We start from the raw sequence: 22,953 nt of genomic DNA, 5'->3' as shown, positions 1-22,953 counted from the left end.
ATGAAATATCTAAACGCGATGTTGCTGCTCTGTTTGCTTGCGGCGGGAAATATGGCGCGTGCCGGAACCTGCACCACCATCACCCCACAGCTTTCCACCCTGTCCGTGGGGACCATCAACGTGCAGCGCGATGCGCCTGTCGGTACGGTGGTATTTTCCGGCGCGGCGTCAGCCACAGGCTCCTATCTTACCGGATGCACTAATCCGCTGATGCTGGGATTCAGCATGCGCTACAACAGCGCCACGTTGAGCAGCTACGGCAACCATGTCTACAACACGAACGTCAGCGGGATAGGGATACGCTTTTCTTCCAACAACTATTTTGAAAACCCGAGTAATACGTTCTCATACAACGCTCAGACCTCCTATGTGGACTGGTACGGCGGACGCATTGAGCTGGTGGTGACTGGCCCGGTGTCATCGGGGGCGTTAACCCCGGGGGTGATAGGCGTCGTGACGCTTCAGGGAAGCGACGGTCTCTACCGTGACGGTCTGACCACGCAGCTCACCTCCGGCACCATCAATGCTCTGGCGTGCACGGTGAATACGTCACAGCTTACGTTTCCGATCGGAGATATTCCCGTCTCGGCGTTCGGCACCGTGGTGGGCACCACGCCGACGGGGGCACAGAATACGCAAAACCTGGGCTTAACCTGCGCTGCCGGAACCAATATTTCGGTCTCGCTCAGTGGAATACAGAATCCGGACAGCGCCAATACCAGCGTGATGGCCTTAACCGGGCAGGGTAATGCCGGCACCGCAAAAGGGGTAGGGGTGCAGCTTATCTATAACGGTGCGCCGCTGGTGATGAACAGCCGACTTTTCTTGCGACAGTCCGCCGGGGGGCAAGAGACATTGCCATTAACGGCCCGTTATTACCAGACGTTGTCTCGCGTAGAGTCAGGTTCAGCGAATGCCTCCGCCACCCTTAATTTGACCTATCAGTAGCAGGTAAGAAGATGAAAATAAGATGCAGGATACTGCTGTTACTTGCCTTATTCAGCGGGAAGGGTTTTTCCGCTGACAGCGTCAGCATAGGCGTGACGGGAAATATCGTGGCGTCGCCGTGCATATTTAATGGCGGGAGTAACAGCCTCGATGTCAACCTGGGCAATATTCAGGCAACCAATATGGCGACGCCTGGCTCAACATCGGATCCGGTGCCTTTTAGTCTGCTGTTTACCCAATGCCCAACCGGAACGCAGAGTGTGACTGTCTCTTTCACCGGCAGCCCCGATCCCGTGGCGGGCGCGGACTATTTTATGAATAGCGGTTCGGCCACGCACGTGGCGATAGCCATGCGTGATGCCCAAACCGGTGCGCTTAAAGGAACAGGCTCCAGCATGACCCAGACCATTGCCGCGGACAGAACGGCGACAATGGCGATGCAGGCCTCGGTAAAATCGATAGCGGGTGGCGCCACGCCGGGAAGCATCAGTGCTGTTGTGGTAATGACAATGCAGTACAACTGAGTGCCGTTGATAAGCCTTTATTAAAGACGTTGGTGTGAACTATGTTAAATATTCTGATTCAGGAAACGGATCTGTTTTTTCAGGCTGGGTTGCAGCACTTTTTCGAGGATTTTTTTAAGCATAACTTTCATCGCTCCATCACATTTCACCTGGGCCTGACCAATGAGAACGTCAGTCAGGCCGATATTATTGTTCTTTCATTATGTCAGGGTGAAACGCTGACCTGTTTTCCCGAGTTACTGGCCCGGCAAAAAGGGATTGTGATAGGACTCGTCGACGATGAGCAGCGCTTTTCGGCACTGTCCTCCTGCTATCAGGACATCGTTTTTATTCCGCGCCGTGCATCGCTTGATCGTATAAGCGGCTTATTGTTTATCGCGTGGTACGCGACGCAATTACCGGGTTACACGTGGAATAAAAAGACCTGTTTCGACTGCCAGCATAAAGGGTTATCCCGGCAACAAATGCGTATTATGGTCAATTTTTACCGTGGGCTGTCGGTAGTGCAGACCGCGAACGCGTTGAAGATGAGCGAAAAAACGGTCTTTACCCATAAATATATGATGATGCAGAAATTTAATCTGCGAAGCGATTACGAGCTGATCGTACTGCTGAGAAGGCTGATGGCGAAAAAGAGCCGACCGAACCTGCTACGCGATTACCTGGAAAATAATTATGCAGAACACATTCAGTGTGCATGACTGACAGGGTGTTATGGGAGAGAGGGCGTGTCATCGTCAGTCTGTTGAACACCATTGACGATGACACGCTATCCGCAGAGATGCGAAGAGAGAGGCGTTAAAGATCGTCCATGGTATAGCCGACGACAATTTCCAGCGTCTTGCGGATCACGTCCGCCTTAACGACATCATCGGTGGATTCCAGCGTCTGGATCAGCCAGAGAATAATCGCTTTGTTGGTCAGATGACCTTCGGAAGCAAGTACGCAACGAACCGCAGTCGAAAAAATGGCAGACTCTTCAGCAAAACGATCGCCTGCGTGACGGAAATACTCCGACAACGCGCTATCTAAAAAGGCGGAGTGATATTCGGGTTGAAGCTGAATATTTTGTCTCATTTGTTCTCACCGTAGCTGTAAAGTTGTAGTCAATGTATCTTTTTGGGATCGGACGGTTTTCCATTTCCAAATAACGGCACTACATTGTCTCGGTTATTTTTGAGAAATCCCTTTCTCTGTATTCGTCCCTGTGCGGTTCTGCGACCTTTGAAAGCGATCGTGTCAGCGCTGATTTCAGCTATCACCTTCGCTAATGTCTCCCGCCGCTGGGGATCCGTTTCACAGGCTTGCATGTTACGCAGACGCTGAATCAATCCCTCGGTCGTCACGGGACCGCGCTCCTTCAAAAGTGAAAGAGTGGCTTCTCCAATAAGCTGGTCGATCAGTCTGTCTGCATCACTGCTGCTCATAACATTAACGTTCGAAGAGCAGGCCAAGCAGCATGTGATAATGATGTTCCTCTTCCGGGCCATTGGCCTTTTCAAGGCGACTTAACAGTTTTGTGCAGAGCGATTTGCGATTCAGATTCCGCCCATCGCTAAGGATTTCAACAACAACCTGACCCAATGTTTCCTGTTGGGTAGGAAGCGCGGCTTTTTCGAAGTACTGCGCAATCGCGGTTGATGAGTCTGCGAGGTGACCGTTCTGCTGCATGTTTCGCTCCTGTAAAATTTCGTAATCAGTAACGTTACAATTAAGGTATACATAATTTTCAAATCTGTACATTCAAAATGTACAATTTTTTAAATATTTTATAATATATTTTAAAAATATTTATTTTTCAGGTGGTTATATGTATACAATTTACTGCGGAATTCACAGGATATATTGTACAATCCGACACGACGTCCCAGAGTTGTACACGCCGCAAAACGGCGCCAGAAAGCCGTCTAAATTGTTGAGATGTAAATTATTTGTTGGGCAATTAATGTGCTATAACAGAAGTCTCCCCACGTGTTTGCGTGGTCACCCCCTCAATCTTCAGGATTAGCATGCTCACAACCATCATTTACCGCAGTCATATCTGCGATGACGTTCCAGTGAAAGCGCTGGAAGATATGGTCGCTGCTGCAAATTGTAGAAATCGCCAGTCCGATGTGACGGGGATTTTGCTGTTTAACGGCACACACTTTTTTCAGTTACTTGAAGGGCCCGCTGAAAACGTTAAGGAGATCTATCAGCTCATCTGCCGCGATCCACGGCATCACAACGTGGTCGAATTGCTGAGCGATCATGGTCCTTCAAGGCGTTTTGGCAACGTCGGTATGGAGCTGTTTGACCTTCGTCAGTACGACACCGACGAAGTGCTGCAACAGGTTCTCGATAAAGGCACAACTCGCTATCAGCTGACCTATAACGATCGCGCCCTGCAATTTTTCCGCACCTTCGTCGAAGCCACGGAAAAAGCCAACTACTTTGAGCTGCCCCCGGCTGACGCCTGGGAATTTGTCACCGAAAACACGCCGTTATCCTCCCAGCCGACGGTAGTGGCAAAGGGGGCGGACTGTAGCTTCGCATTTCAGCCCATCGTCGACCCGTTTATGCAGCAGGTCGTTTCCTGGGAAGCGCTGATCCGCACGCCTTCGGGTGAGTCCCCTGAAAAGTATTTTGCAAACCTGCCGCGTGAGGCGCTGTACGAATCGGATCTGAAGAGTAAGCAGGTGGCTCTGTCGATGGCCAGCGCGCTGGGCCTTCAGACTCAAACGCTGTCCATTAATCTGCTGCCGATGACGCTGGTCAATGTGCCTGGCGCCGTCGATTTTTTACTCACGGCAATTGAGGCGAACGGGTTTGTGCCGGAGCAGATCGTGGTCGAGTTTACCGAGAGCGAGGCGATCTCGCGCTTTGAAGAGTTCACCAGCGCGGTCAGACAGCTAAAAAGCGCCGGTATCAGCGTGGCCATCGATCACTTTGGTGCGGGATTCGCCGGTCTGCAACTGCTGGCCCAATTCCAGCCGGACAGAATCAAGATTAACCGCGATTTGATTGCCAACGTACACAAGAGCGGCCCGCGGCAGGCTATCGTGCAGGCGATCATCAAATGCTGTGCATCTCTGGAAATTCTCTTCTGTGCGGTCGGTGTGGAGCTGGCTGAAGAGTGGATGTGGCTGGAGTCTGCCGGGATTTCTCAGTTCCAGGGACACCTGTTCGCCAGCCCACGTCTTGGGGGCATTCCGGCGATTGCCTGGCCCGAGAAAAAGTTCGATTTTTAAAAACTTGTACGTAACTCTAAAGAGTGACCTGTACGTATCGCTAAATTTATACAACAATACATTAACGAGTGAGTGGTTCTTCGGGCCATTCACTTGTCTCAGAACGAGGAGTTAGTTATACAAATGATTTGTACAATCTGATAAGGTTGGTTTGGTTAGGTATGGAAGTATTGTGCGTGAGGGAGTTAATGGCCTATTACAGTATCGGCGAAGTGGCCGAACGATGCGGTATCAACCCCGTTACGCTGCGTGCCTGGCAGCGCCGTTATGGATTGTTGAAGCCGCAGCGAAGCGAAGGGGGTCATCGTCAGTTTGACGATGAAGATATCCTGCGTATAGAAGAGATCAAGCGCCTGATGAAAACAGGTGTGTCGGTCGGTAAAGTAAAAGCGCTTCTTGAAAACACAGAAGTGATGACTCAGGGGAACTGGGCATCGTTTCAGGAAGAGATGTTAACCGTTCTGCGCTATGCCAACCCGGCAAAACTGCGCGCCAAAATCGGCGAGTTCCGCCGTGACCATGCGATGGATGTTCTGATAGATAACATCATCACCCCTGTGCGACAGCGAATGAACCAGGATCAGAATACGGTGCGCCATATGGCGAGCCTGCTCGACGGTGTCCTGATTGAGTTTGCCGTGACAAGCCTGGTTGAATCGCGAAAAAAAGCAGGTAAAGATGCGCTGCTGGTCGGCTGGGAGTGCGACGATCGGACGCATTTGTGGCTGGAAGCGGCCCGCCTTGCCTACAAGGGCTGGCATATCGACGTGCTGGCTGAGCCGATTGATTCTCCACGTCCGGAACTCTTCCCCGGGCAAAAAATCTTCGTCTGGACCGGTAAAGCACCTACACCTCGCCAGCAGGAACAGCTCGATCACTGGCGTGAGCAGGGCTTCGCCGTTTCGTTCCACCACTGATGTTAAGGGGTCCGTCAGGGCCTTTTTGTTTTTTCGCGTCCACTTTCTTATCGGAAGATAGCTATCTTAAAAATAGGTATTTTCAATACAATTTTTCTTATTGCGCGACCCACTCAGTCATTTCTTATTAAATGCATTATTTATCAATGCATTGAACAAATTTAACCCTCCCATCCGCATCCCGTCACAGGGTCTATGCTTAATGAAAGTAGCCAAAAAGGGCGGTTTAGCCCAAAGCCCCTGCTCGCAGGGGGTTGAAGTGATAATCGTTATCACTAACATGGTGTTATGCCCTGGTGGCTTATCAGATGAGGTGGACCTATGGAACTGCATTCAGAAACCTTCAATCCGGCCGATTTTGCCTGGCGTGGCTTAACGCTGACGCCCGCGGCGGCGGCGCACATTCATGAGCTGGTGGCGAAAAATCCCGACATCCTCGGCGTACGCTTAGGCGTTAAGCAGACTGGCTGCGCGGGATTTGGCTACGTGCTGGACACCGTAACCGAACCTGAAAAGGACGATCTGGTCTTTGAAACCGACGGAGCAAAGTTATACGTCGCGCTACAGGCTATGCCGTTTATCGATGGAACCGAAGTCGACTATGTTCGGGAAGGTTTAAACCAGTTATTCAAATTTCATAACCCGAAAGCCCAGAACGAATGTGGCTGCGGCGAAAGCTTTGGGGTATAGGCGGTACTATGTCTCGTAATACTGAAGCAACAAGTGATGTAAACACCTGGGGCGGCGGACACCTCAACTATAAAGAGGGGTTCTTCACGCAGCTGCAAACCGATGAGCTGGCGAAAGGCATCAACGAAGATGTCATTCGCGCCATTTCGGCCAAACGTAACGAGCCGGAGTGGATGCTGGCGTTTCGCCTGAGCGCATTCCACGCGTGGCTGGAGATGGAAGAACCCCACTGGCTGAAAGCGCATTACGATAAGCTGAACTATCAGGATTACAGCTACTACTCCGCGCCCTCCTGCGGCAGCTGTGATGATACCTGCGCCTCGCAGCCCGGCGCGGTACAGCAAACCGGTGCCGAGAACAGCTTCCTGAGTAAAGAGGTGGAAGAGGCGTTCAATCAGCTCGGCGTACCCGTGCGTGAAGGCAAAGAGGTGGCGGTAGACGCCATTTTTGACTCCGTTTCAGTGGCAACCACCTACCGTGAAAAGCTGGCGGAGCAGGGGATTATTTTCTGCTCCTTTGGCGAAGCCATTCACGATCACCCTGAGCTGGTGAAAAAGTACATCGGCACCGTAGTCCCCAGTAACGATAACTTCTTCGCGGCACTGAATGCGGCGGTGGCGTCAGATGGCACCTTTATCTACGTGCCGAAAGGCGTACGCTGCCCGATGGAGCTATCGACCTATTTCCGCATTAACGCAGAGAAAACCGGTCAGTTTGAACGGACCATCCTGGTGGCGGATGAAGGCAGCTACGTCAGCTATATCGAAGGCTGTTCAGCGCCGGTACGCGACAGCTACCAGCTGCACGCGGCGGTAGTAGAGGTGATCATCCATAAAGACGCGGAAGTGAAATACTCCACGGTGCAGAACTGGTTCCCGGGCGACGGCAATACCGGCGGTATTCTGAACTTCGTCACCAAACGCGCGCTGTGCGAAGGCGAAAACAGCAAAATGTCCTGGACGCAGTCAGAAACCGGCTCCGCCATTACCTGGAAATACCCGAGCTGTATTCTGCGCGGTGACAACTCCATCGGTGAGTTTTACTCCGTGGCGCTGACCAGCGGACATCAGCAGGCCGATACCGGCACCAAGATGATCCACATCGGTAAAAACACTAAATCGACCATCATCTCCAAAGGGATCTCTGCCGGTCACAGCCAGAACAGCTATCGCGGGCTGGTGAAAATCATGCCGACGGCCACCAACGCGCGTAACTTCACCCAGTGTGACTCCATGCTGATTGGCGCGGACTGCGGGGCGCATACCTTCCCGTACGTCGAATGCCGCAATAACAGCGCCCAGCTTGAGCATGAGGCCACCACGTCGCGTATCGGTGAAGATCAGCTTTTCTACTGCCTGCAACGCGGGATCAGTGAAGAAGATGCGATTTCAATGATCGTTAACGGCTTCTGTAAGGACGTGTTCTCTGAACTGCCGCTGGAATTTGCCGTTGAAGCCCAGAAACTCCTCGCCATTAGTCTTGAACACAGCGTCGGTTAAGGAAAGCACATGTTAAGCATTAAAGATTTACAGGTCAGCGTTGAAGAGAAAGCGATCCTGCGTGGTCTCAATTTTGACGTTAAACCGGGTGAAGTTCACGCCATCATGGGGCCAAACGGCTCCGGGAAAAGTACGCTTTCAGCGACGCTGGCAGGACGCGAAGATTACGAAGTCACCAGCGGCTCCGTTGAGTTTAATGGCAAAGATCTGCTGGAGATGTCGCCGGAAGAACGTGCCGGTGAAGGCATTTTTATGGCCTTCCAGTATCCGGTGGAAATTCCGGGCGTCAGCAACCAGTTCTTCCTGCAAACCGCGCTGAACGCGGTGCGCAAGTATCGCGGCCTTGAGGCGCTGGATCGCTTTGACTTCCAGGATCTGATGGAAGAGAAGATCAAACTGCTGAAGATGCCGGAAGATCTGCTGACCCGCTCGGTAAACGTGGGTTTCTCGGGCGGTGAGAAGAAACGTAACGATATTCTGCAAATGGCGGTTCTGGAGCCAGCGCTGTGCATTCTCGATGAGACCGATTCAGGGCTGGATATCGATGCCCTGAAGATCGTTGCCGACGGGGTGAACTCCCTGCGTGACGGCAACCGTTCATTTATCATCGTGACGCACTACCAGCGAATCCTGGACTACATCAAACCGGACTATGTCCACGTGCTTTACCAGGGACGCATTGTGAAATCCGGTGACTTTACGCTGGTTAAACAACTGGAGGAGCAGGGTTATGGCTGGCTTACCGAACAGCAGTAATGCACTCCAGCAGTGGCACCGGCTGTTTGAAACGCAGGGGCAATCGCGTTCTGAACAGGCCCAGCACCATCTCCAGCAGATGCTGCGTCTCGGTTTACCGACGCGTAAACATGAGAACTGGAAATACACGCCGCTGGATGGCCTGCTGAACGGCGAGTTCGTCACGCGTCTGGCGCAGGTCAGCCCCGGCCAGCGCGATGCGCTGGCGCTGAGCGTGGATGCCGTGCGTCTGGTGTTTGTCGATGGCCAGTTCCGTGCGGAGTTGAGCGACAGCGTGCAGGAGAGCGGTTTTGATATCGCCATTAACGATGAACGCCAGTCCTTGACTGCGCCCGTTCAGCCTGAAGTTTTCCTGCACCTGACAGAGAGCCTGTCGCAGTCTGTCACCCATATTCGCGTTAAGCGTAACCAGCGCCCGGCGAAACCGCTGCTGCTGATGCATATCACCCAGGGCGTTGAGGGGGATGAGATCAACACCGCCCACTATCGCCACCATCTTGAGCTGGCAGAGGGGGCAGAGGCGACGGTGATCGAACATTACGTCAGCCTTAACGACATCCGCCATTTTACCGGTTCGCGACTGACGATGAACGTGGCGGCCAATGCCCAGCTTCATCATATTAAGCTGGCGTTTGAGAATCCGCTTAGCCACCACTTCGCCCACAACGATATTCTGCTGGGCCAGGATGCCGCGGCGTACAGCCACAGCTTCCTGCTCGGCGGCGCGGTGCTACGCCACAACACCAGTACCCAGCTGAACGGTGAGAACACCACGCTGCGTATAAACAGCCTCGCGATGCCGGTGAAGGCAGAAGTGTGCGACACGCGCACCTGGCTTGAGCATAACAAAGGCTACTGCAACAGCCGTCAGCTGCACAAAACCATCGTCAGCGACAAAGGACGAGCGGTGTTCAACGGCCTGATCAACGTGGCGCAGCACGCCATCAAAACTGACGGGCAGATGACCAACAACAACCTTTTGCTGGGGCGTCTGGCAGAGGTGGACACCAAACCACAGCTGGAGATCTACGCGGACGACGTGAAATGCAGCCACGGCGCGACGGTCGGGCGTATTGACGATGAGCAGATGTTCTACCTGCGCTCGCGCGGGATAGACCAGCAGGCCGCACAAAAGATGATTATTTACGCCTTTGCAGCGGAGCTGACGGAAGCGCTGTCCGATGGCGGACTTAAACAGCAGGTGCTGGCCCGTATCGGCCAGCGGCTGCCTGGAGGCGAAGCATGACATTTCCCGTAGAGAAAGTCCGGGCAGATTTTCCGGTACTGACCCGTGAAGTGAACGGTCTGCCGCTGGCCTATCTCGACAGTGCGGCCAGCGCGCAAAAACCGAATCAGGTGGTGGATGCGGAAGCCGAGTTTTACCGCCGCGGCTATGCGGCGGTACATCGCGGGATCCACACCCTGAGCGCCGAGGCGACCCAGCGCATGGAAAACGTGCGTACGCAGGTTGCGGCGTTTCTCAACGCGCGTTCGCCGGAAGAGCTGGTATTCGTGCGTGGCACCACCGAAGGGATCAACCTGGTCGCCAACAGCTGGGGCAATGCGCAGGTGCACGCGGGGGATAACATCATCATCACCCAGATGGAGCACCACGCCAACATCGTGCCCTGGCAGATGCTCTGTGAGCGTGTAGGAGCGCAACTGCGGGTGATCCCCCTGAACGACGACGGCACGCTCCAGCTTGAGAAGCTGGATGCCCTGCTGGACAACAGGACGCGGCTGGTGGCGGTCACCCACGTTTCAAACGTGCTGGGGACGGAAAACCCGGTGGCGCTGATCGTCGACAAAGCCCATCAGGCCGGTGCGAAAGTGCTGATTGATGGCGCCCAGGCGGTGATGCACCATGCGGTCGACGTTCAGGCCCTGGACTGCGATTTCTACGTCTTCTCCGGGCACAAGCTTTATGGCCCGACGGGCATCGGCGTGCTCTATGTGAAAGAGGACATTCTCCAGGCCATGCCGCCGTGGGAAGGGGGCGGGTCAATGATCGCCACCGTCAGCCTGACGGAAGGAACAACTTACGCTCGTGCGCCCTGGCGCTTCGAGGCGGGTACGCCAAACACGGGCGGGATCATCGGGCTGGGCGCAGCCATTAGCTACGTCTCTGAAACGGGGCTGGCGGCGATTCAGGAGTACGAACAGCAGCTGATGCAGTATGCCTTGCAGGAGCTTGCCAGCGTCCCGGATCTGACCTTATATGGCCCGGCTGACCGTCTGGGTGTGATAGCCTTTAACCTCGGCAAGCATCACGCCTATGATGTGGGCAGTTTCCTTGATAATTACGGTGTCGCCGTGCGTACCGGGCATCACTGCGCGATGCCGCTGATGGCGTATTATCAGGTACCGGCTATGTGCCGCGCATCGCTGGTGATGTACAACACAACGGAAGAGGTCGACAGACTGGTGGCGGGATTAAAACGTATTCACCAGCTGCTTGGCTAACGGAGAGGCGAGAGATGGCAGATTTGCCGGACAGAGATAAATTGCTGCGCAACTTTGGGCGTTGCGCAAACTGGGAAGAGAAATACCTGTATATCATCGAACTGGGCCAGCGCCTGCCGCCGCTTAGCGAAGAGGCGCATAACCCGGATAACATTATCCAGGGCTGTCAGAGCCAGGTCTGGATCCAGATGCAGCAGACGGAAGAGGGTGTCATCGAATTACAGGGCGACAGTGATGCCGCCATTGTGAAGGGTCTTATTGCCGTCGTATTTATTCTTTATCACCGGATGTCGGCGCAGGATATTGTCGCCTTTGACGTCCGCCCGTGGTTTGAAAAAATGGCCTTAACCCAGCACCTCACCCCGTCCCGATCCCAGGGGCTGGAAGCGATGATCCGCGCCATCCGCGCCAAAGCCGCAATCCTTAGCTAAACTGACAGAACAGCATTCATTCTGTTTCGCGGGGTGGTTTCCACCTCGCTGGTTTTTCAGCTTTCTGACGTTTGGTCAGTGAATAAGGAATCTCAGCATGAAGCGCGCGTCTCTAATAACTCTATTACTCCTTGGTTCGCTCAGTGCTGTTAATTCAGCCAGGGCGGTTGATTATCCTTTACCGCCCGCAGGCAGCCGCCTGATTGGGCAAAACCAGACGTACACCATTCAGGAAGGTGACAATAAACTTCAGTCTATCGCCCGTCGGTTTAATACCGCAGCACAGCTCATCCTTGAAACCAATAATACCATTGCCCCGGTGAACCCTGCGCCAGGTACCGTCATTACCATTCCTTCCCAGATGCTACTGCCGGACACCGAGCGCGAAGGTATTGTGGTGAATCTGGCGGAGCTGCGTCTTTATTTTTATCCGCCTGGTGAAAATATTGTGCAGGTTTATCCGCTGGGTATTGGTCAGCTTGGACTGGAAACGCCGGTCAGCACGACCCGTGTGAGTCAGAAAATCCCTAATCCTACCTGGACCCCGACAGCGGGCATCAGAGCGCGCTCACTGGCACAGGGCATTAAATTGCCGCCGGTAGTACCCGCAGGGCCAAATAACCCGCTGGGGCGCTATGCGCTGCGTCTGGGCATCGGGAATGGGGAATATCTTATCCACGGCACCAGCGCCCCGGACAGCGTAGGGCTGCGGGTCAGCTCCGGCTGTATGCGAATGAACGCGCCAGATATTAAAGCGTTGTTTGAACACGTGCGCGTCGGCACACGGGTGCAGATCATCAATGAGCCGGTGAAGTTCTCCGTGGAGCCGGACGGCAAACGGTATATCGAGGTGCACAGGCCGCTGGCGCAGGCTGAGGGCGAAAACCCGCAGACGGTGCCGTTCACGCACTCGGCGGCGTTTACCGCCTTTGCAGCGGAATCAGGTAGCGATAAAACGCTGATCGATAAAGCCCTGACGCGCAGAGCGGGGATCCCGGTTGCCGTTTCAGCAGGCAAGGGTTTGTCAGCCAGCAATTCTGTCCAGTCAGTTCAGAACAGTCGTGTCTCAGCGGCGGTGACGGAAGGCGAGGAAGAGAAAGTGCTTCAGTAGGGGTTTGACGAAGGCAAAAAAAATGGCGCACAATGTGCGCCATTTTATTAACAGGTACTATTACTTACGGTATTTAGTAGCCTGGTTGTCCAGACGCTGGTTAGCGCGAGCTGCGTCGTCTTTAGCAGCCTGAACGTCGGAACGCATTGCGTTCACGTCGTTGCTCAGCTGGTCAACTTTAGCGTTCAGAGTCTGAACGTCAGAAGACAGCTGATCGATTTTAGCGTTGCTGGAGCAACCTGCCAGCAGAGTAGAACCCAGGATTACCGCGCCCAGTACCAGTTTAGTACGATTCATTATTAATACCCTCTAGATTGAGTTAATCTCCATGTAGCGTTACAAGTATTACACAAAGTTTTTTGGGTTGAGAATATTTTTTTGATGGGATTACGCCTATTTTTGATCGTTCGCTCAAAGAAGCAACGAAATCGGCAATTTTGACGAAAAAGCTATGTTAAAAAAGGCATTTTTCATCGGATTCATCTTAGATAAGTCGCAATTAAATAGAAAAACCCGATTTGCTTTTTGAATAGTTCTGGTTAAAGGCGGGAATAAAAAAAGCGCCCCGAAGGACGCTTTTTAACAAAACAATAATTTGTTCGTGAAATATTACAGCACGTGGACAGATGCAGTGTTGGTCGTGCCGCTTGGAACCAGCGCGCCAGAAACCATAACTACCACGTCGCCTTTCTGGGCCAGGCCACAATTAACCAGTTCCAGAGCCACTTCTTTACCCAGACGATAGAAATCATCGGTAGACGCAATTTCTTTCACCAGGTGTGGGATCACGCCTTTGCTCAGCACCAGCTGACGCGCGGTGGTTTCATTGGTGGTCAGCGCCAGAATGGTCGCATCCGGGAAATATTTACGCACGGCACGCGCAGATTTACCGCCCTGGGTCGCCACGACAATCAGTGGGGCTTCCAGTTTTTCAGCGGTTTCTACCGCGCCACGGCATACGGCTTCGGTGATGCGCAGTTTACGGCTGTCGTTGTTGTAATCCAGACGGCTTTTCATCACGCGGTCGGTACGCTCACAGATGGTCGCCATGATGCTGACCGCTTCCAGAGGGTATTTCCCTTTTGCAGATTCACCAGACAGCATAACGGCATCGGTACCGTCGAGGATGGCGTTCGCCACGTCGCCTGCTTCAGCGCGGGTAGGGCGTGGGTTTTTGATCATGGAGTCCAGCATCTGCGTTGCGGTGATAACCACTTTACGCGCGCGAACACACTTCTCGATCATCATCTTCTGCGCGAAGATCACTTCTTCAACCGGGATTTCAACGCCCAGGTCACCACGCGCCACCATGATACCGTCAGACGCTTCGAGGATTTCGTCGAAGTTGTTCAGGCCTTCCTGGTTTTCGATCTTGGAGATGATCTGAATGTTCTCGCCGCCGTGCGCTTTCAGGTGCTCACGGATTTCAACCACGTCAGAACGTTTACGGATAAAGGACGCAGCAACGAAGTCCACGCCTTGTTCGCAGCCAAAGATCAGGTCCTGCTTGTCTTTTTCAGCCAGCGCTGGCAGCGCAATGGACACACCCGGCAGGTTAACGCCTTTGTTTTCGCCCAGGTCGCCGTTGTTCAGCACTTTACAGATAACCTTGTTACCTTCGATCGCGGTGACTTCCATGCCGATCAGGCCATCGTCTACCAGCACGGTGTTGCCAACAGACAGATCGCTGGTGAAGCCTTCGTAGGTCACAGCAACGATTTCGTTGTTACCTACAACGGATTTGTCGGTGGTGAAGGTAAAGGTCTGGCCCGCTTTCAGAGAAACGTCGTTACCGCCTTCCAGTTTGATAGTACGGATTTCAGGACCTTTGGTGTCGAGCAGGATAGCCGCTTTTTTACCGGTCTTGCTCATCACGTTGCGCAAGTTCTGGATACGCTGACCGTGTTCAGCATAGTCGCCGTGGGAGAAGTTCAGACGCATCACGTTCATGCCAGCGTCCAGCATTTTGGTCAGCATCTCTTCGGATTCGGTTTTCGGGCCGATAGTACAAACAATTTTCGTCTTTTTCATGACAGTCTTAGTCTTTAAGTTGGGAAGGATATGGAAATCTCGCTCCGGGGGCGCACTGCCGCGGAGTCAAACCTGTGTTGCGAAAGCGTATATGACACGCACTAAGAATAGGTGACATCAAATGAGCGTGCAGAAGAAAGTGTGCCTGAGTGCCAGCCCAACGAAGGAGAGGAGAAGTTGTACGTTGTTTTTTGTATTCCAAGCGCTGAAACCATTCACCAGGGATTTGGCGCGCATTATACGCTGATTTACAGTAAAAAGGAAAATGGAAACAGCGTTTCAAAAACAATCTGTGCAGATTCACATAAGTTTGTTATCAAGGCGTTAAGGCCTAATGTCATCTTATGACGGCAGGCTCAACGCCCGCCCGTTCACTGTTTATTCCATAGCGTTATATGAAATTCTTTTTTGGTCATTTAAAAGCTGATAACGGCTGTTTACTATCATTTGGACATCCATACTGCTAAACCGCTATATGCGAAACGGATAACGAATAAGAATGATCGTACTCAGCAATATTTCGAAGGTTTTTGACAACGGGAAGCAGGCGCTGACAGCCGTTGATAACGTCAATTTGACGATAGAGCAGGGACAGATTTACGGGATCATCGGTTACAGCGGGGCCGGGAAAAGTACGCTGATCCGCCTGCTGAACGGCCTGGAAAAGCCCAGCACCGGCAGCGTCACCATTAACGGCCAGGATATCTCCGCCGCAAAGGGAGAAGCGCTGCGCCAGGCGCGTCTGAAAATCAGCATGGTATTCCAGCACTTTAATCTGCTGTGGTCGCGCACGGTGAAGGAAAACATCGCCTTTTCGATGCAAATTTCCGGGGTGCCAAAAGCGAAAATACAGGCCCGTGTTGCCGAGCTGGTGGAGCTGGTCGGCCTTAAGGGGCGCGAAAATGCCTACCCGTCGCAGCTGAGCGGCGGGCAAAAACAGCGTGTGGGGATTGCCCGCGCGCTGGCCAATCATCCGGACGTGCTGCTGTGTGACGAAGCCACCTCGGCGCTGGATCCGCAGACTACCGATCAGATCCTCGATCTGCTCCTGGACATTAACCGTCGTTTCAATCTGACCATCGTGCTGATCACCCATGAGATGCATGTGGTGCGCAAAATCTGTGACCGTGTGGCGGTGATGGAGAACGGTAAGGTGGTGGAAGAGGGGGACGTGTTGAGCGTTTTCACCCATCCGCAGCAGCCGATCACCCGGCAGTTTGTCCGCCAGGTGAGCCAGTACGCGGAGGAAGAGACCTTCAATACCGAACTGGCAAACGATCTGGAAGGCACGGTCATCAGGCTGACCTTTACCGGACACAGTACGCACAGGCCGATTGTCGGGGAATTAACGCTGCGCTACGGCCTGCCGTTTAACATCCTGCACGGCAAAATGACGCAAACCGCCCACGGTGTTTTCGGGCAGCTCTGGGTGCACGTGGTGGCATCTGAAGAACAACTGAACAATATCCTCGCCGACCTGAAGCAAAGCGATATTGAAGGCGAGGTAATCAAGCATGGCTGAAGAACTCTTTCCGCACCTGAAGTGGGATCAGCTTTGGGCTGCAACCCAGGAGACGCTCTACATGACGGCGCTTTCGGGCGTGGCGACGTTTGTTCTGGGGATCGCCCTCGGTCTGGCGCTGTTTTTAACCGCCCGCGGCGGGTTATTCCACAACCGCACGGTCTACAGCGTGATGTCGATTGTGGTGAACGTGTTCCGTTCGATTCCGTTCATCATTCTCATCGTCCTGCTGATCCCGTTCACCAAGACCGTTGTGGGGACCATTCTTGGCGTTAACGCTGCGCTGCCCGCCCTGATTGTGGGCGCGGCGCCGTTCTACGCCCGTCTGGTCGAGATCGCCCTGCGTGAGGTGGATAAAGGGGTCATTGAAGCCACGCGTTCGATGGGCGCACGGCTGAGCACGTTAGTATTTCGGGTTTTATTGCCGGAATCTTCACCCGCACTGGTTTCAGGTATGACGGTGACGCTAATTGCACTGGTGAGCTACAGCGCAATGGCAGGGGTGATAGGTGCCGGCGGTTTGGGAAATCTGGCTTACCTGGAAGGTTTCCAGCGTAACCATGGTGACGTCACGCTGGTGGCAACGGTGACCATTCTGATCATCGTTTTCATTATCCAGTTCTGCGGCGATGTCATTACTTCACTGTTAGACAAAAGATAATCTCTAATAACACACAGGAACCATCATCATGAAAAAGACACTGACGCTGATCGCCGCCGCAACCCTGAGCGCCCTGAGCTTTGCCTCCTGGGCCGACACCCTGACCGTGGGCGCATCCAACACCCCGCATGCGGAAATTCTGGAGCAGGCTAAGCCGATCCTGGCGAAGCAGGGTATCGATCTGGAGATTAAACCATTCCAGGACTACATTCTGCCAAACACGGCGCTGGCGGGGCATGACATTGACGCCAACTACTTCCAGCACATTCCTTACCTGAACAGCGTGCTGAAAGATCACGCGGGCGATAAGGATTATGATTTTGTCAGCGCGGGCGCCATCCACATTGAGCCGATCGGTATCTATTCGAAAAAATACAAATCGCTGAAGGATCTGCCCGAAGGCGGGAAAATCATCATGCGTGATGCGGTTTCCGAGGAAGGGCGTATTCTCTCCATCTTCGAAAAAGAGGGCGTGATCAAGCTGAAGCCAGGCATTGATAAAGTGACCGCGCGCATCAGCGATATCGTGGAAAACCCGAAAAAACTGCAATTCACGCCAAACGTGGAAGCGTCTCTGCTGCCGCAGATGTACAACAACGACGAAGGGGCTGCGGTGGTGATCAACGCCAACTACGCGATTGACGCCGGTCTGGATCCGGTGCACGACCCGATTGCAGTTGAAAGCGGTGAGAATAACCCGTACGCCAACATCATTACTGTTCATCGCGGTGACGAGAAGAAGAAGGATATCGTCGCGCTGGTGAACGTGCTGCACTCCAAAGAGATCCAGGACTGGATCCGCACCAAATACAAAGGCGCGGTCATCCCGGTAAACAACTAATTCTCTGATTTTTCAGACGAAGCCCGGCGAACCACGCGCCGGGCTTCTTTTTTGTATCCAGCCGACGAATGATTTAAGCTGACGGTTTAGGGCAACGGAGTGATGGCAATGGGCAATGTGACCAAAGACGAAGCGCTGTACCAGGAGATGTGTCGGGTGGTAGGCAAGGTCGTTCTCGAAATGCGTGATTTAGGGCAGGAGCCGAAACATATTGTCATTGCGGGCGTACTGCGTACCGCGCTGGCGAACCAGCGCGTTAAGCGCAGCGAGTTGACCACCAAAGCGATGGAAACGGTGGTTAAAGCGCTGGCTGGCTAACGCGCCAGCGCTTCGTGAGCAGCTCAAGCGAGCAGCAGAGAAGGTAATAGATCACACCCGTGAAGATAAAAATGGCCGCCGGGTAAATTTGCACCCGGTTGTTGACCTGGCCCGCCACCGTGGTCAGTTCAGGAACGTTCACGATAAACGCCAGCGACGTATCCTTCAGCAGGCTGATAAAAATCCCCACCAGCGACGGCAGAATATTTCTCAGCGCCTGCGGCAGCAGCACGCGCCACAGCGTTTGCTGCGTACTGAACCCTTGAGAAAGCGCGGCCTCATTCTGGCCCGACGGTAGTGCTCTCAGTCCGGCTAACACCGAATGCATCACCGCAGCCGCGGTAAACCAGGCCAGCGCCAGCGTGACGGTCGTCGCGCCCGGGAGATCCCTGCCGGTTATCAGCGGCAGCAGATACCACATCCAGAATATTACGAAGATCAGGGGGATCCCGCGAATTAACTCTGCCCACGCAAACAGCGCACTGCGCACCACGCCGGGATAGCGCCAGGCGACGCAAGCCAGCACAATCCCGCCGGGCAGGGCAAGCGCGGCGGCGCCTGCGGCCATCAGCAGTGAGAGCAGTACGCCGCCGGGTTCTCCCGCAGCCGCCCGTCCCCAAAGCAGATAATCCAGGTTTTCGACAATAACGTTAAATCCGGGGATCATGATTTTTCCTCCCTGAATGGGGGCCGAGGCGCACCAGCACGCTTCCCGACACCATCCCGGTAAGCAAGTAGAGCACCGTACCGACGGTGAAGGCTTCCAGGGCATGGGCGTTGTAACTTTCTATCTGGCGAACCTGGTAGGTCAGTTCGGCGAAGCCAATCCCGCTCGCGAGTGAGGAGAGCTTCATCAGGTTAAGGTACTGGCCGACGACGGGCTGCCAGGCGTTAGCGAGTCCCTGTGGCAGAAGAATGTAGCGAAACAGACGCCATGAAGATAATCCCTGGGCGAGCGCCGCCTCCCGTTGCCCGGCAGGCACGGAACGCAGCCCCGATTCGGCTTCTTCAATTAAAAACGCCGAGGTAAATACGCCTAACCCCCAGGCGGAGCATAAAAACTCGGGCGTAAACCACCAGACGTCACCGGGCAAAATGGACCCGCTGTGGTCTGCGTTCACCGCCTCACGCAGCCCCTGCGGCAACCCGTTCCAGGCGGCGAAATACCAGAACAGCAGCTGTACCAGCAGCGGCGTATTGCGAAACAGCGATACCCAGCCGCTGACGATCGACGTCCCGATATGTCCCCCGGAAAGCCGCAAAAGCATAAAGAACAAGGCGAGCAGGCTGGCCAGCATAATCCCCGCCAGCGTCACCCACAGAGTGGTGAGAAATCCGGAGAGGATCCAGTGCAGGGGCTGTCCGGCCAGCACCCCCTGCCAGTCCAGAGCGGGCATTACAGTTGCTCCTGATGCAGCGGATCCAGCACTTTTTGCAGGAACCGCCTCGCACGGGGATGCGACGGTTGGTTGAAAAATTGCGACGGGGGCGCGGTTTCCAGAATTTTTCCGCCGTCGATAAAGACGATTCGATCGGCAATTTCCCGGGCGAACTGCATCTCATGGGTGACGACAATCATGGTGATCCCGCTGTGGGCGAGGGTTTTCATCACAAACAGCACTTCGCCAATCATCTCCGGGTCGAGTGCCGACGTCGGCTCGTCAAAGAGAATGATTTGCGGCGACGAGGCCAGAGCACGGGCAATCGCCACGCGCTGCTGCTGTCCGCCGGAAAGTTCAGCGGGGTAGCGGTGCGCCTTCTCCAGCATGCCGACCTTCTCCAGCAGCGCCAGCGCGCGCGCCTGGGCGGGCAGGGGTTTCCAGCCGTGAACGTGCTCCAGTGCCAGGGTGATGTTCTGGCTGGCGGTAAGGTGGGCATAGAGATTGAACTGCTGGAACACAAACCCGACGCGGCTGCGTAACTGACGTAGCCTGCTGCCGGATAGCTGTCCGGTCGGCTTGTGGTCGACCAGAATCTCCCCGCCGCTCAGGCTTTCAAGCTGGTTGATAAGCCTAATCAGGGTCGATTTTCCGGAACCCGAAGGGCCGAGAATGGCAACCACTTCACCCGGCATGATGGTGAGGTTAATGTCGGTTAAAACCGGATGGTCGCCGTAGCGTTTGTCCACATGGCGAAACTCAACGCTGGCCTGTTCCAGACGTGAAAAATCCGCGGCATTGGCCGCGGAGTGTGAAAATAAACCTGAGAGCATATTACCGGGCTTCTATTTTAAAGTTACGAGGCTGTGGAGCAGGGGTGCCTGGACCAAACCAGACGTCATAGATGTTTGCCGCCTGGCCGTTTTTCTCCAGGTTTACCAGCTCATCGTTAACGGCTTTCAGCAGCGCCGTTTCACCCTTTTTCACCCCCACGCCAATCTCTTCTTTACTGAGCAGGTCGGGCAGGATTTTGAAGTCGGCTTTATCCGGCGCCTGCGCCAGCAGACCGGCCAGAATGGTGCTGTCCTGGGTAATGGCCTGCACGTTGCCATTGCGCAGTGCCGTCAGCGCCAGCGGGATGTCATCGTAAGAGAGGACGCGGGACTGCGGAAAACGCTGGTGCAGCGCCTGTTCACCCGTCGTACCTTTGACGGCGCCAATGCGTGCCCGGCTATAGTCATCAAGCTTGTCCGGTGATTTTGCCGGAACCAGGAACTGCTGGCCGGTGACGAAGTAAGGCGTCGAGAAATCAATGACCTGTGCGCGTTCCGGGGTGATGGTGATATCCGCCACGATGAGATCCGCCTTTCCGGACTGTAGCAGTGGAATACGGTTAGCCGGATTGGTGGCGACCAGTTCAAGCTTTACGCCGAGCGATTTCGCCAGCGCTTTGGCGAAGTCCACGTCGTAACCCACGATCTCATGTGTTTTGGCATCAATCGAGCCAAAGGGTGGATTGGCATCAAACGTGGCCACTTTCACCACGCCTGCTGCCTTAATATCCGCCAGCCGATCGGCCTGCGCCTGCGCTGAAACCAGGCCCCAGGCTGCCACTAATCCCAGCACCTGCGCCCGTTTTTTAAACCCTTTCATTTTTGCAGCCATAGTCATACGCCATCCCGTTGTTTTTGTTTTACCCCGTTACGCTCCCATAAAGGAAAGCTATCGCCAAATAAGAAATCGTTCTTTGCTATGAGAAAAAAAGCATGATTGAACAAGGTGTTAAAGAAGAGAGCAGACGGCGGGGCGCTATTTGCAGATCCTGCACATCGACAGTGGATTTTGATATTTCCCCCGGGCGCAAATTGGGTGTTTAACTGAGGACAGGTTAAGCGAGAAGGGTAATGACGATGAAAAAATGGATAAGCACGTTACGGCGGTTTTTTGCGCCCCGACCAGTGAATGCGGAGAACAGCGCGCAACGTGTTCTTGAGTCAATACTGCCTGTCGCCAGCCTGTATGGCGTGGACGTAGCCAACATCGACCCGGAGTGGTTCCATGATAAAACGTCACGCTGAACTGCGCCGGATGCGCGAAATGTACTGGAATGAACTGTGCGTGGTGTCTGTAAAGCAAGGACAAGGGGAAAAATACCCAGGCTAATCCTCGGTAAATGATGGCCGTTTTGTTACCACTATCTCCTTTCACAGATGGAGATGATAATGAAACGGACAGTATTAACCCCCGCGCTTTCTGCCACCGCACTTCTGCTTGCCATGCAGGCGGCACACGCTGGGCCGCAGGCGCATGTTGTTTGCAGTTATTCCCACACCCTCGGCGATGACGCCATTATGATGTACGGCATGCCCAACGAGGCCATGCTCCATGACTTTTTTGGTAACGTACACACGGATGCTTACTCCAGCCGTGAATCGCTGCGTAATCAGGAAAAGACCACCTGCGATAACAAAGCAGACAGCTCAGCCTACTGGGCTCCGTCGCTGAAATTGCCGGACGGAACGGTGGTCAAACCCGCCTATCAAAAAACGTATTATCAGGCATCCAACGTAGACGCCTGGCCGCTGCACCCGTTCCCGGCGGGGCTGTCGCTGCTGGCGGGCGATCACCACGGCACCGCGCCGAACCCTCATATCACCTTCTTATGCGCCAATGGCCGGGGCTACACCAACAAAACGGGCGAAGTTTGCGGTTTGCGCAAGGCGAACGATGCCGTGCAGTTTAATATCGGGATTCAATTCCCGAACTGCTGGGACGGGGTCAACCTGAAGCCCGCCCACGGCCTGACTAACGCCACCTACGACACGAAAGGACAGTGCCCGTCCGCCTTCCCGGTGAAAATCCCGACGGTGAACATGAATATCGCGTACGTGCTCCCGACCATCAGCTCTCTGGATACCAGCAAAGCCCAGCTTTCCCTCGACCCCATCATGCATGGCAGTGAGCGGGAAGAGCGGTGGGGGAGCCTGTATACGGCGCATGCTGACTTCATGAACGGCTGGACGGAAGATGCCGCGCGCTTTATGACCGACCTGTGCATGAACCGCGGAATGGATTGCGGCACTACCGTGCCGTATGGTTATTCAAAAGCGAAGGCCAACGTCTGGCTCAGCAGTATGGAACCCGCCCTTTCACAGCCTGAACCTCAGGTCTTACTGGTGCAGGATAACTGGCAGAACGGCGGACGGACAAAAAACAGCGAAACATTGTCGCTGGTGAAGTTCCACATTCCTCCGCTGCCAGCCGGACAGGATCCAGCCCAGTTTAAATATCGCGTGCGGATTTATGGCGGGAAAGTGGAAACCAACGGGGCGGACCAAATTTTCTTCTATCCGGCAAGCAACGACTGGGATCCGGCTACCGTGAGCTGGCAGTCGCGACCGTCCTGTAACTATCGGTCGGATGCAGTGCTTTACCTGAACCACTCCCGCGAATACCGGATGGTGGATGTGGATAAAGCCGTGCGCAAGGCGCTGGCAGAAGGGAAAACCGAAATTTCGTGGTACATCGGCGGCGATCGGCAGGGGAACCACTATCAGTTTGAGTCAGCTTCTTCGCCACAAAGCCTGATCCTGATGCTGACCGGCTTTAGCAAAACGCCGGAGATCTGATGA

At 54.2% G+C, this 22,953-nt stretch carries 28 protein-coding genes; 18 read left to right on the top strand and 10 right to left on the bottom strand.

Going from position 1 to position 22,953, the window contains the following annotated elements:
- From BH712_RS04375 to BH712_RS04365, 3 genes are read left to right on the top strand one after another with little or no spacing between them, the layout of a single operon-like run.
- Positions 1-948 (top strand): fimbrial protein, encoded by a 948-nt coding sequence (locus tag BH712_RS04375; protein ID WP_006809046.1) that lies wholly within the window; start codon positions 1-3, stop codon positions 946-948.
- Positions 949-959: 11 nt separating this feature from the next.
- Positions 960-1,472 carry a fimbrial protein gene (locus BH712_RS04370; protein WP_006809045.1) on the top strand — a complete coding sequence of 171 codons (513 nt, stop codon included), beginning with the start codon at positions 960-962 and terminating at the stop codon, positions 1,470-1,472.
- A 41-nt stretch (positions 1,473-1,513) separates the two neighbouring features.
- Positions 1,514-2,173, top strand: coding sequence for a helix-turn-helix transcriptional regulator (locus BH712_RS04365; RefSeq protein WP_006809044.1), 660 nt, complete (start codon positions 1,514-1,516; stop codon positions 2,171-2,173).
- 97 nt (positions 2,174-2,270) lie between these two features.
- Here the strand turns inward: BH712_RS04365 and BH712_RS04360 are convergent, their stop codons facing one another.
- The 3 genes from BH712_RS04360 to ycgZ are packed head-to-tail and all read right to left on the bottom strand — an operon-like array spanning position 2,271 to position 3,143.
- Entirely contained in the window at positions 2,271-2,549 is a 279-nt protein-coding gene (locus BH712_RS04360) for a biofilm/acid-resistance regulator YmgB/AriR (protein ID WP_003857748.1), read from the bottom strand.
- A 29-nt stretch (positions 2,550-2,578) separates the two neighbouring features.
- The gene (locus BH712_RS04355) at positions 2,579-2,899 is read right to left on the bottom strand and encodes a hypothetical protein (RefSeq protein WP_006809043.1); all 321 of its coding nucleotides are present in this window, start codon (positions 2,897-2,899) and stop codon (positions 2,579-2,581) included.
- A 4-nt stretch (positions 2,900-2,903) separates the two neighbouring features.
- Positions 2,904-3,143, bottom strand: a complete 240-nt coding sequence (ycgZ, locus tag BH712_RS04350) for a regulatory protein YcgZ (RefSeq protein WP_032673513.1) — start codon at positions 3,141-3,143, stop codon at positions 2,904-2,906.
- Between the two features lie 338 nt (positions 3,144-3,481).
- On the opposite strand from ycgZ, the gene BH712_RS04345 reads away from it, so the two are divergent.
- The 9 genes from BH712_RS04345 to ldtE all read left to right on the top strand — a co-directional run bounded on the left by BH712_RS04345 (position 3,482) and on the right by ldtE (position 12,569).
- Positions 3,482-4,702, top strand: a complete 1,221-nt coding sequence (locus BH712_RS04345) for a diguanylate phosphodiesterase (protein ID WP_006809041.1) — start codon at positions 3,482-3,484, stop codon at positions 4,700-4,702.
- Positions 4,703-4,890: 188 nt separating this feature from the next.
- On the top strand, positions 4,891-5,619 hold the full coding sequence (locus tag BH712_RS04340; protein ID WP_032673512.1) for a MerR family transcriptional regulator: 729 nt from the start codon (positions 4,891-4,893) through the stop codon (positions 5,617-5,619).
- Positions 5,620-5,940: 321 nt separating this feature from the next.
- Positions 5,941-6,309: a Fe-S cluster assembly scaffold SufA gene (sufA, locus tag BH712_RS04330; protein ID WP_003857741.1), complete on the top strand. Its 369-nt coding sequence runs from the start codon at positions 5,941-5,943 to the stop codon at positions 6,307-6,309.
- 8 nt (positions 6,310-6,317) lie between these two features.
- On the top strand, positions 6,318-7,808 hold the full coding sequence (gene sufB, locus BH712_RS04325) for a Fe-S cluster assembly protein SufB (RefSeq protein WP_006809039.1): 1,491 nt from the start codon (positions 6,318-6,320) through the stop codon (positions 7,806-7,808).
- Between the two features lie 9 nt (positions 7,809-7,817).
- Entirely contained in the window at positions 7,818-8,564 is a 747-nt protein-coding gene (sufC, locus tag BH712_RS04320) for a Fe-S cluster assembly ATPase SufC (protein ID WP_006809038.1), read from the top strand.
- On the top strand, positions 8,539-9,810 hold the full coding sequence (gene sufD / locus BH712_RS04315; protein WP_006809037.1) for a Fe-S cluster assembly protein SufD: 1,272 nt from the start codon (positions 8,539-8,541) through the stop codon (positions 9,808-9,810). The genes sufC and sufD overlap by 26 nt, the downstream gene beginning before the upstream one ends.
- Entirely contained in the window at positions 9,807-11,027 is a 1,221-nt protein-coding gene (sufS, locus tag BH712_RS04310; RefSeq protein WP_006809036.1) for a cysteine desulfurase SufS, read from the top strand. Before sufD ends, sufS begins: the two co-directional genes overlap by 4 nt.
- A 14-nt stretch (positions 11,028-11,041) precedes the next feature.
- Positions 11,042-11,458: a cysteine desulfuration protein SufE gene (sufE, locus tag BH712_RS04305; RefSeq protein ID WP_006809035.1), complete on the top strand. Its 417-nt coding sequence runs from the start codon at positions 11,042-11,044 to the stop codon at positions 11,456-11,458.
- Between the two features lie 97 nt (positions 11,459-11,555).
- Complete coding sequence (gene ldtE / locus BH712_RS04300; protein WP_006809034.1) at positions 11,556-12,569, top strand: L,D-transpeptidase LdtE; 1,014 nt, start codon at positions 11,556-11,558, stop codon at positions 12,567-12,569.
- Positions 12,570-12,629: 60 nt separating this feature from the next.
- Here ldtE and lpp read toward each other — a convergent pair whose 3' ends face one another.
- From lpp to ynhH, 3 genes are all read right to left on the bottom strand, one after another.
- On the bottom strand, positions 12,630-12,866 hold the full coding sequence (lpp, locus tag BH712_RS04295) for a murein lipoprotein Lpp (RefSeq protein WP_001082307.1): 237 nt from the start codon (positions 12,864-12,866) through the stop codon (positions 12,630-12,632).
- Between the two features lie 312 nt (positions 12,867-13,178).
- Positions 13,179-14,600, bottom strand: a complete 1,422-nt coding sequence (pykF, locus tag BH712_RS04290) for a pyruvate kinase PykF (RefSeq protein ID WP_006809033.1) — start codon at positions 14,598-14,600, stop codon at positions 13,179-13,181.
- Positions 14,601-14,607: 7 nt separating this feature from the next.
- The gene (gene ynhH / locus BH712_RS25365; protein ID WP_420890490.1) at positions 14,608-14,904 is read right to left on the bottom strand and encodes a protein YnhH; all 297 of its coding nucleotides are present in this window, start codon (positions 14,902-14,904) and stop codon (positions 14,608-14,610) included.
- Positions 14,905-15,099: 195 nt separating this feature from the next.
- On the opposite strand from ynhH, the gene BH712_RS04285 reads away from it, so the two are divergent.
- From BH712_RS04285 to fumD, 4 genes are all read left to right on the top strand, one after another.
- Positions 15,100-16,122, top strand: a complete 1,023-nt coding sequence (locus tag BH712_RS04285; RefSeq protein ID WP_006809031.1) for a methionine ABC transporter ATP-binding protein — start codon at positions 15,100-15,102, stop codon at positions 16,120-16,122.
- The gene (locus tag BH712_RS04280; protein ID WP_006809030.1) at positions 16,115-16,783 is read left to right on the top strand and encodes a methionine ABC transporter permease; all 669 of its coding nucleotides are present in this window, start codon (positions 16,115-16,117) and stop codon (positions 16,781-16,783) included. The genes BH712_RS04285 and BH712_RS04280 overlap by 8 nt, the downstream gene beginning before the upstream one ends.
- Before the next feature lie 28 nt (positions 16,784-16,811).
- Entirely contained in the window at positions 16,812-17,624 is an 813-nt protein-coding gene (locus BH712_RS04275; RefSeq protein ID WP_003857677.1) for a MetQ/NlpA family ABC transporter substrate-binding protein, read from the top strand.
- Between the two features lie 108 nt (positions 17,625-17,732).
- Entirely contained in the window at positions 17,733-17,942 is a 210-nt protein-coding gene (gene fumD / locus BH712_RS04270) for a fumarate hydratase FumD (protein WP_003857676.1), read from the top strand.
- Here fumD and BH712_RS04265 read toward each other — a convergent pair.
- Genes BH712_RS04265 through BH712_RS04250 form a run of 4 tightly spaced genes read right to left on the bottom strand, consistent with a single transcriptional unit; the run spans position 17,923 to position 20,986 of the window.
- Positions 17,923-18,609 carry an amino acid ABC transporter permease gene (locus BH712_RS04265; RefSeq protein ID WP_006809028.1) on the bottom strand — a complete coding sequence of 229 codons (687 nt, stop codon included), beginning with the start codon at positions 18,607-18,609 and terminating at the stop codon, positions 17,923-17,925. The two genes, fumD and BH712_RS04265, sit on opposite strands and share 20 nt — an antisense overlap.
- A complete protein-coding gene (locus tag BH712_RS04260) occupies positions 18,593-19,339 on the bottom strand; it encodes an amino acid ABC transporter permease (protein ID WP_006809027.1) in 747 nt (248 codons plus the stop codon). The genes BH712_RS04265 and BH712_RS04260 overlap by 17 nt, the downstream gene beginning before the upstream one ends.
- Entirely contained in the window at positions 19,339-20,154 is an 816-nt protein-coding gene (locus tag BH712_RS04255) for an amino acid ABC transporter ATP-binding protein (protein WP_006809026.1), read from the bottom strand. The genes BH712_RS04260 and BH712_RS04255 overlap by 1 nt, the downstream gene beginning before the upstream one ends.
- Before the next feature lies 1 nt (position 20,155).
- Positions 20,156-20,986, bottom strand: a complete 831-nt coding sequence (locus BH712_RS04250) for an ABC transporter substrate-binding protein (RefSeq protein ID WP_045284239.1) — start codon at positions 20,984-20,986, stop codon at positions 20,156-20,158.
- 245 nt (positions 20,987-21,231) lie between these two features.
- Between BH712_RS04250 and BH712_RS24870 the strand changes: the two genes are divergently transcribed.
- Positions 21,232-21,399 carry a hypothetical protein gene (locus BH712_RS24870; RefSeq protein WP_032653328.1) on the top strand — a complete coding sequence of 56 codons (168 nt, stop codon included), beginning with the start codon at positions 21,232-21,234 and terminating at the stop codon, positions 21,397-21,399.
- Positions 21,400-21,543: 144 nt separating this feature from the next.
- Complete coding sequence (locus tag BH712_RS04240) at positions 21,544-22,950, top strand: DUF1996 domain-containing protein (RefSeq protein ID WP_032673510.1); 1,407 nt, start codon at positions 21,544-21,546, stop codon at positions 22,948-22,950.
- Positions 22,951-22,953 lie beyond the last annotated feature (3 nt).

The sequence above is a fragment of the Enterobacter hormaechei ATCC 49162 genome, from assembly GCF_001875655.1.
In the GTDB taxonomy this organism is placed as follows: domain Bacteria; phylum Pseudomonadota; class Gammaproteobacteria; order Enterobacterales; family Enterobacteriaceae; genus Enterobacter; species Enterobacter hormaechei.
The sequence above is the reverse complement of the archived record's forward strand: the minus strand, read 5'-3'. Positions and strand labels throughout refer to the sequence as shown.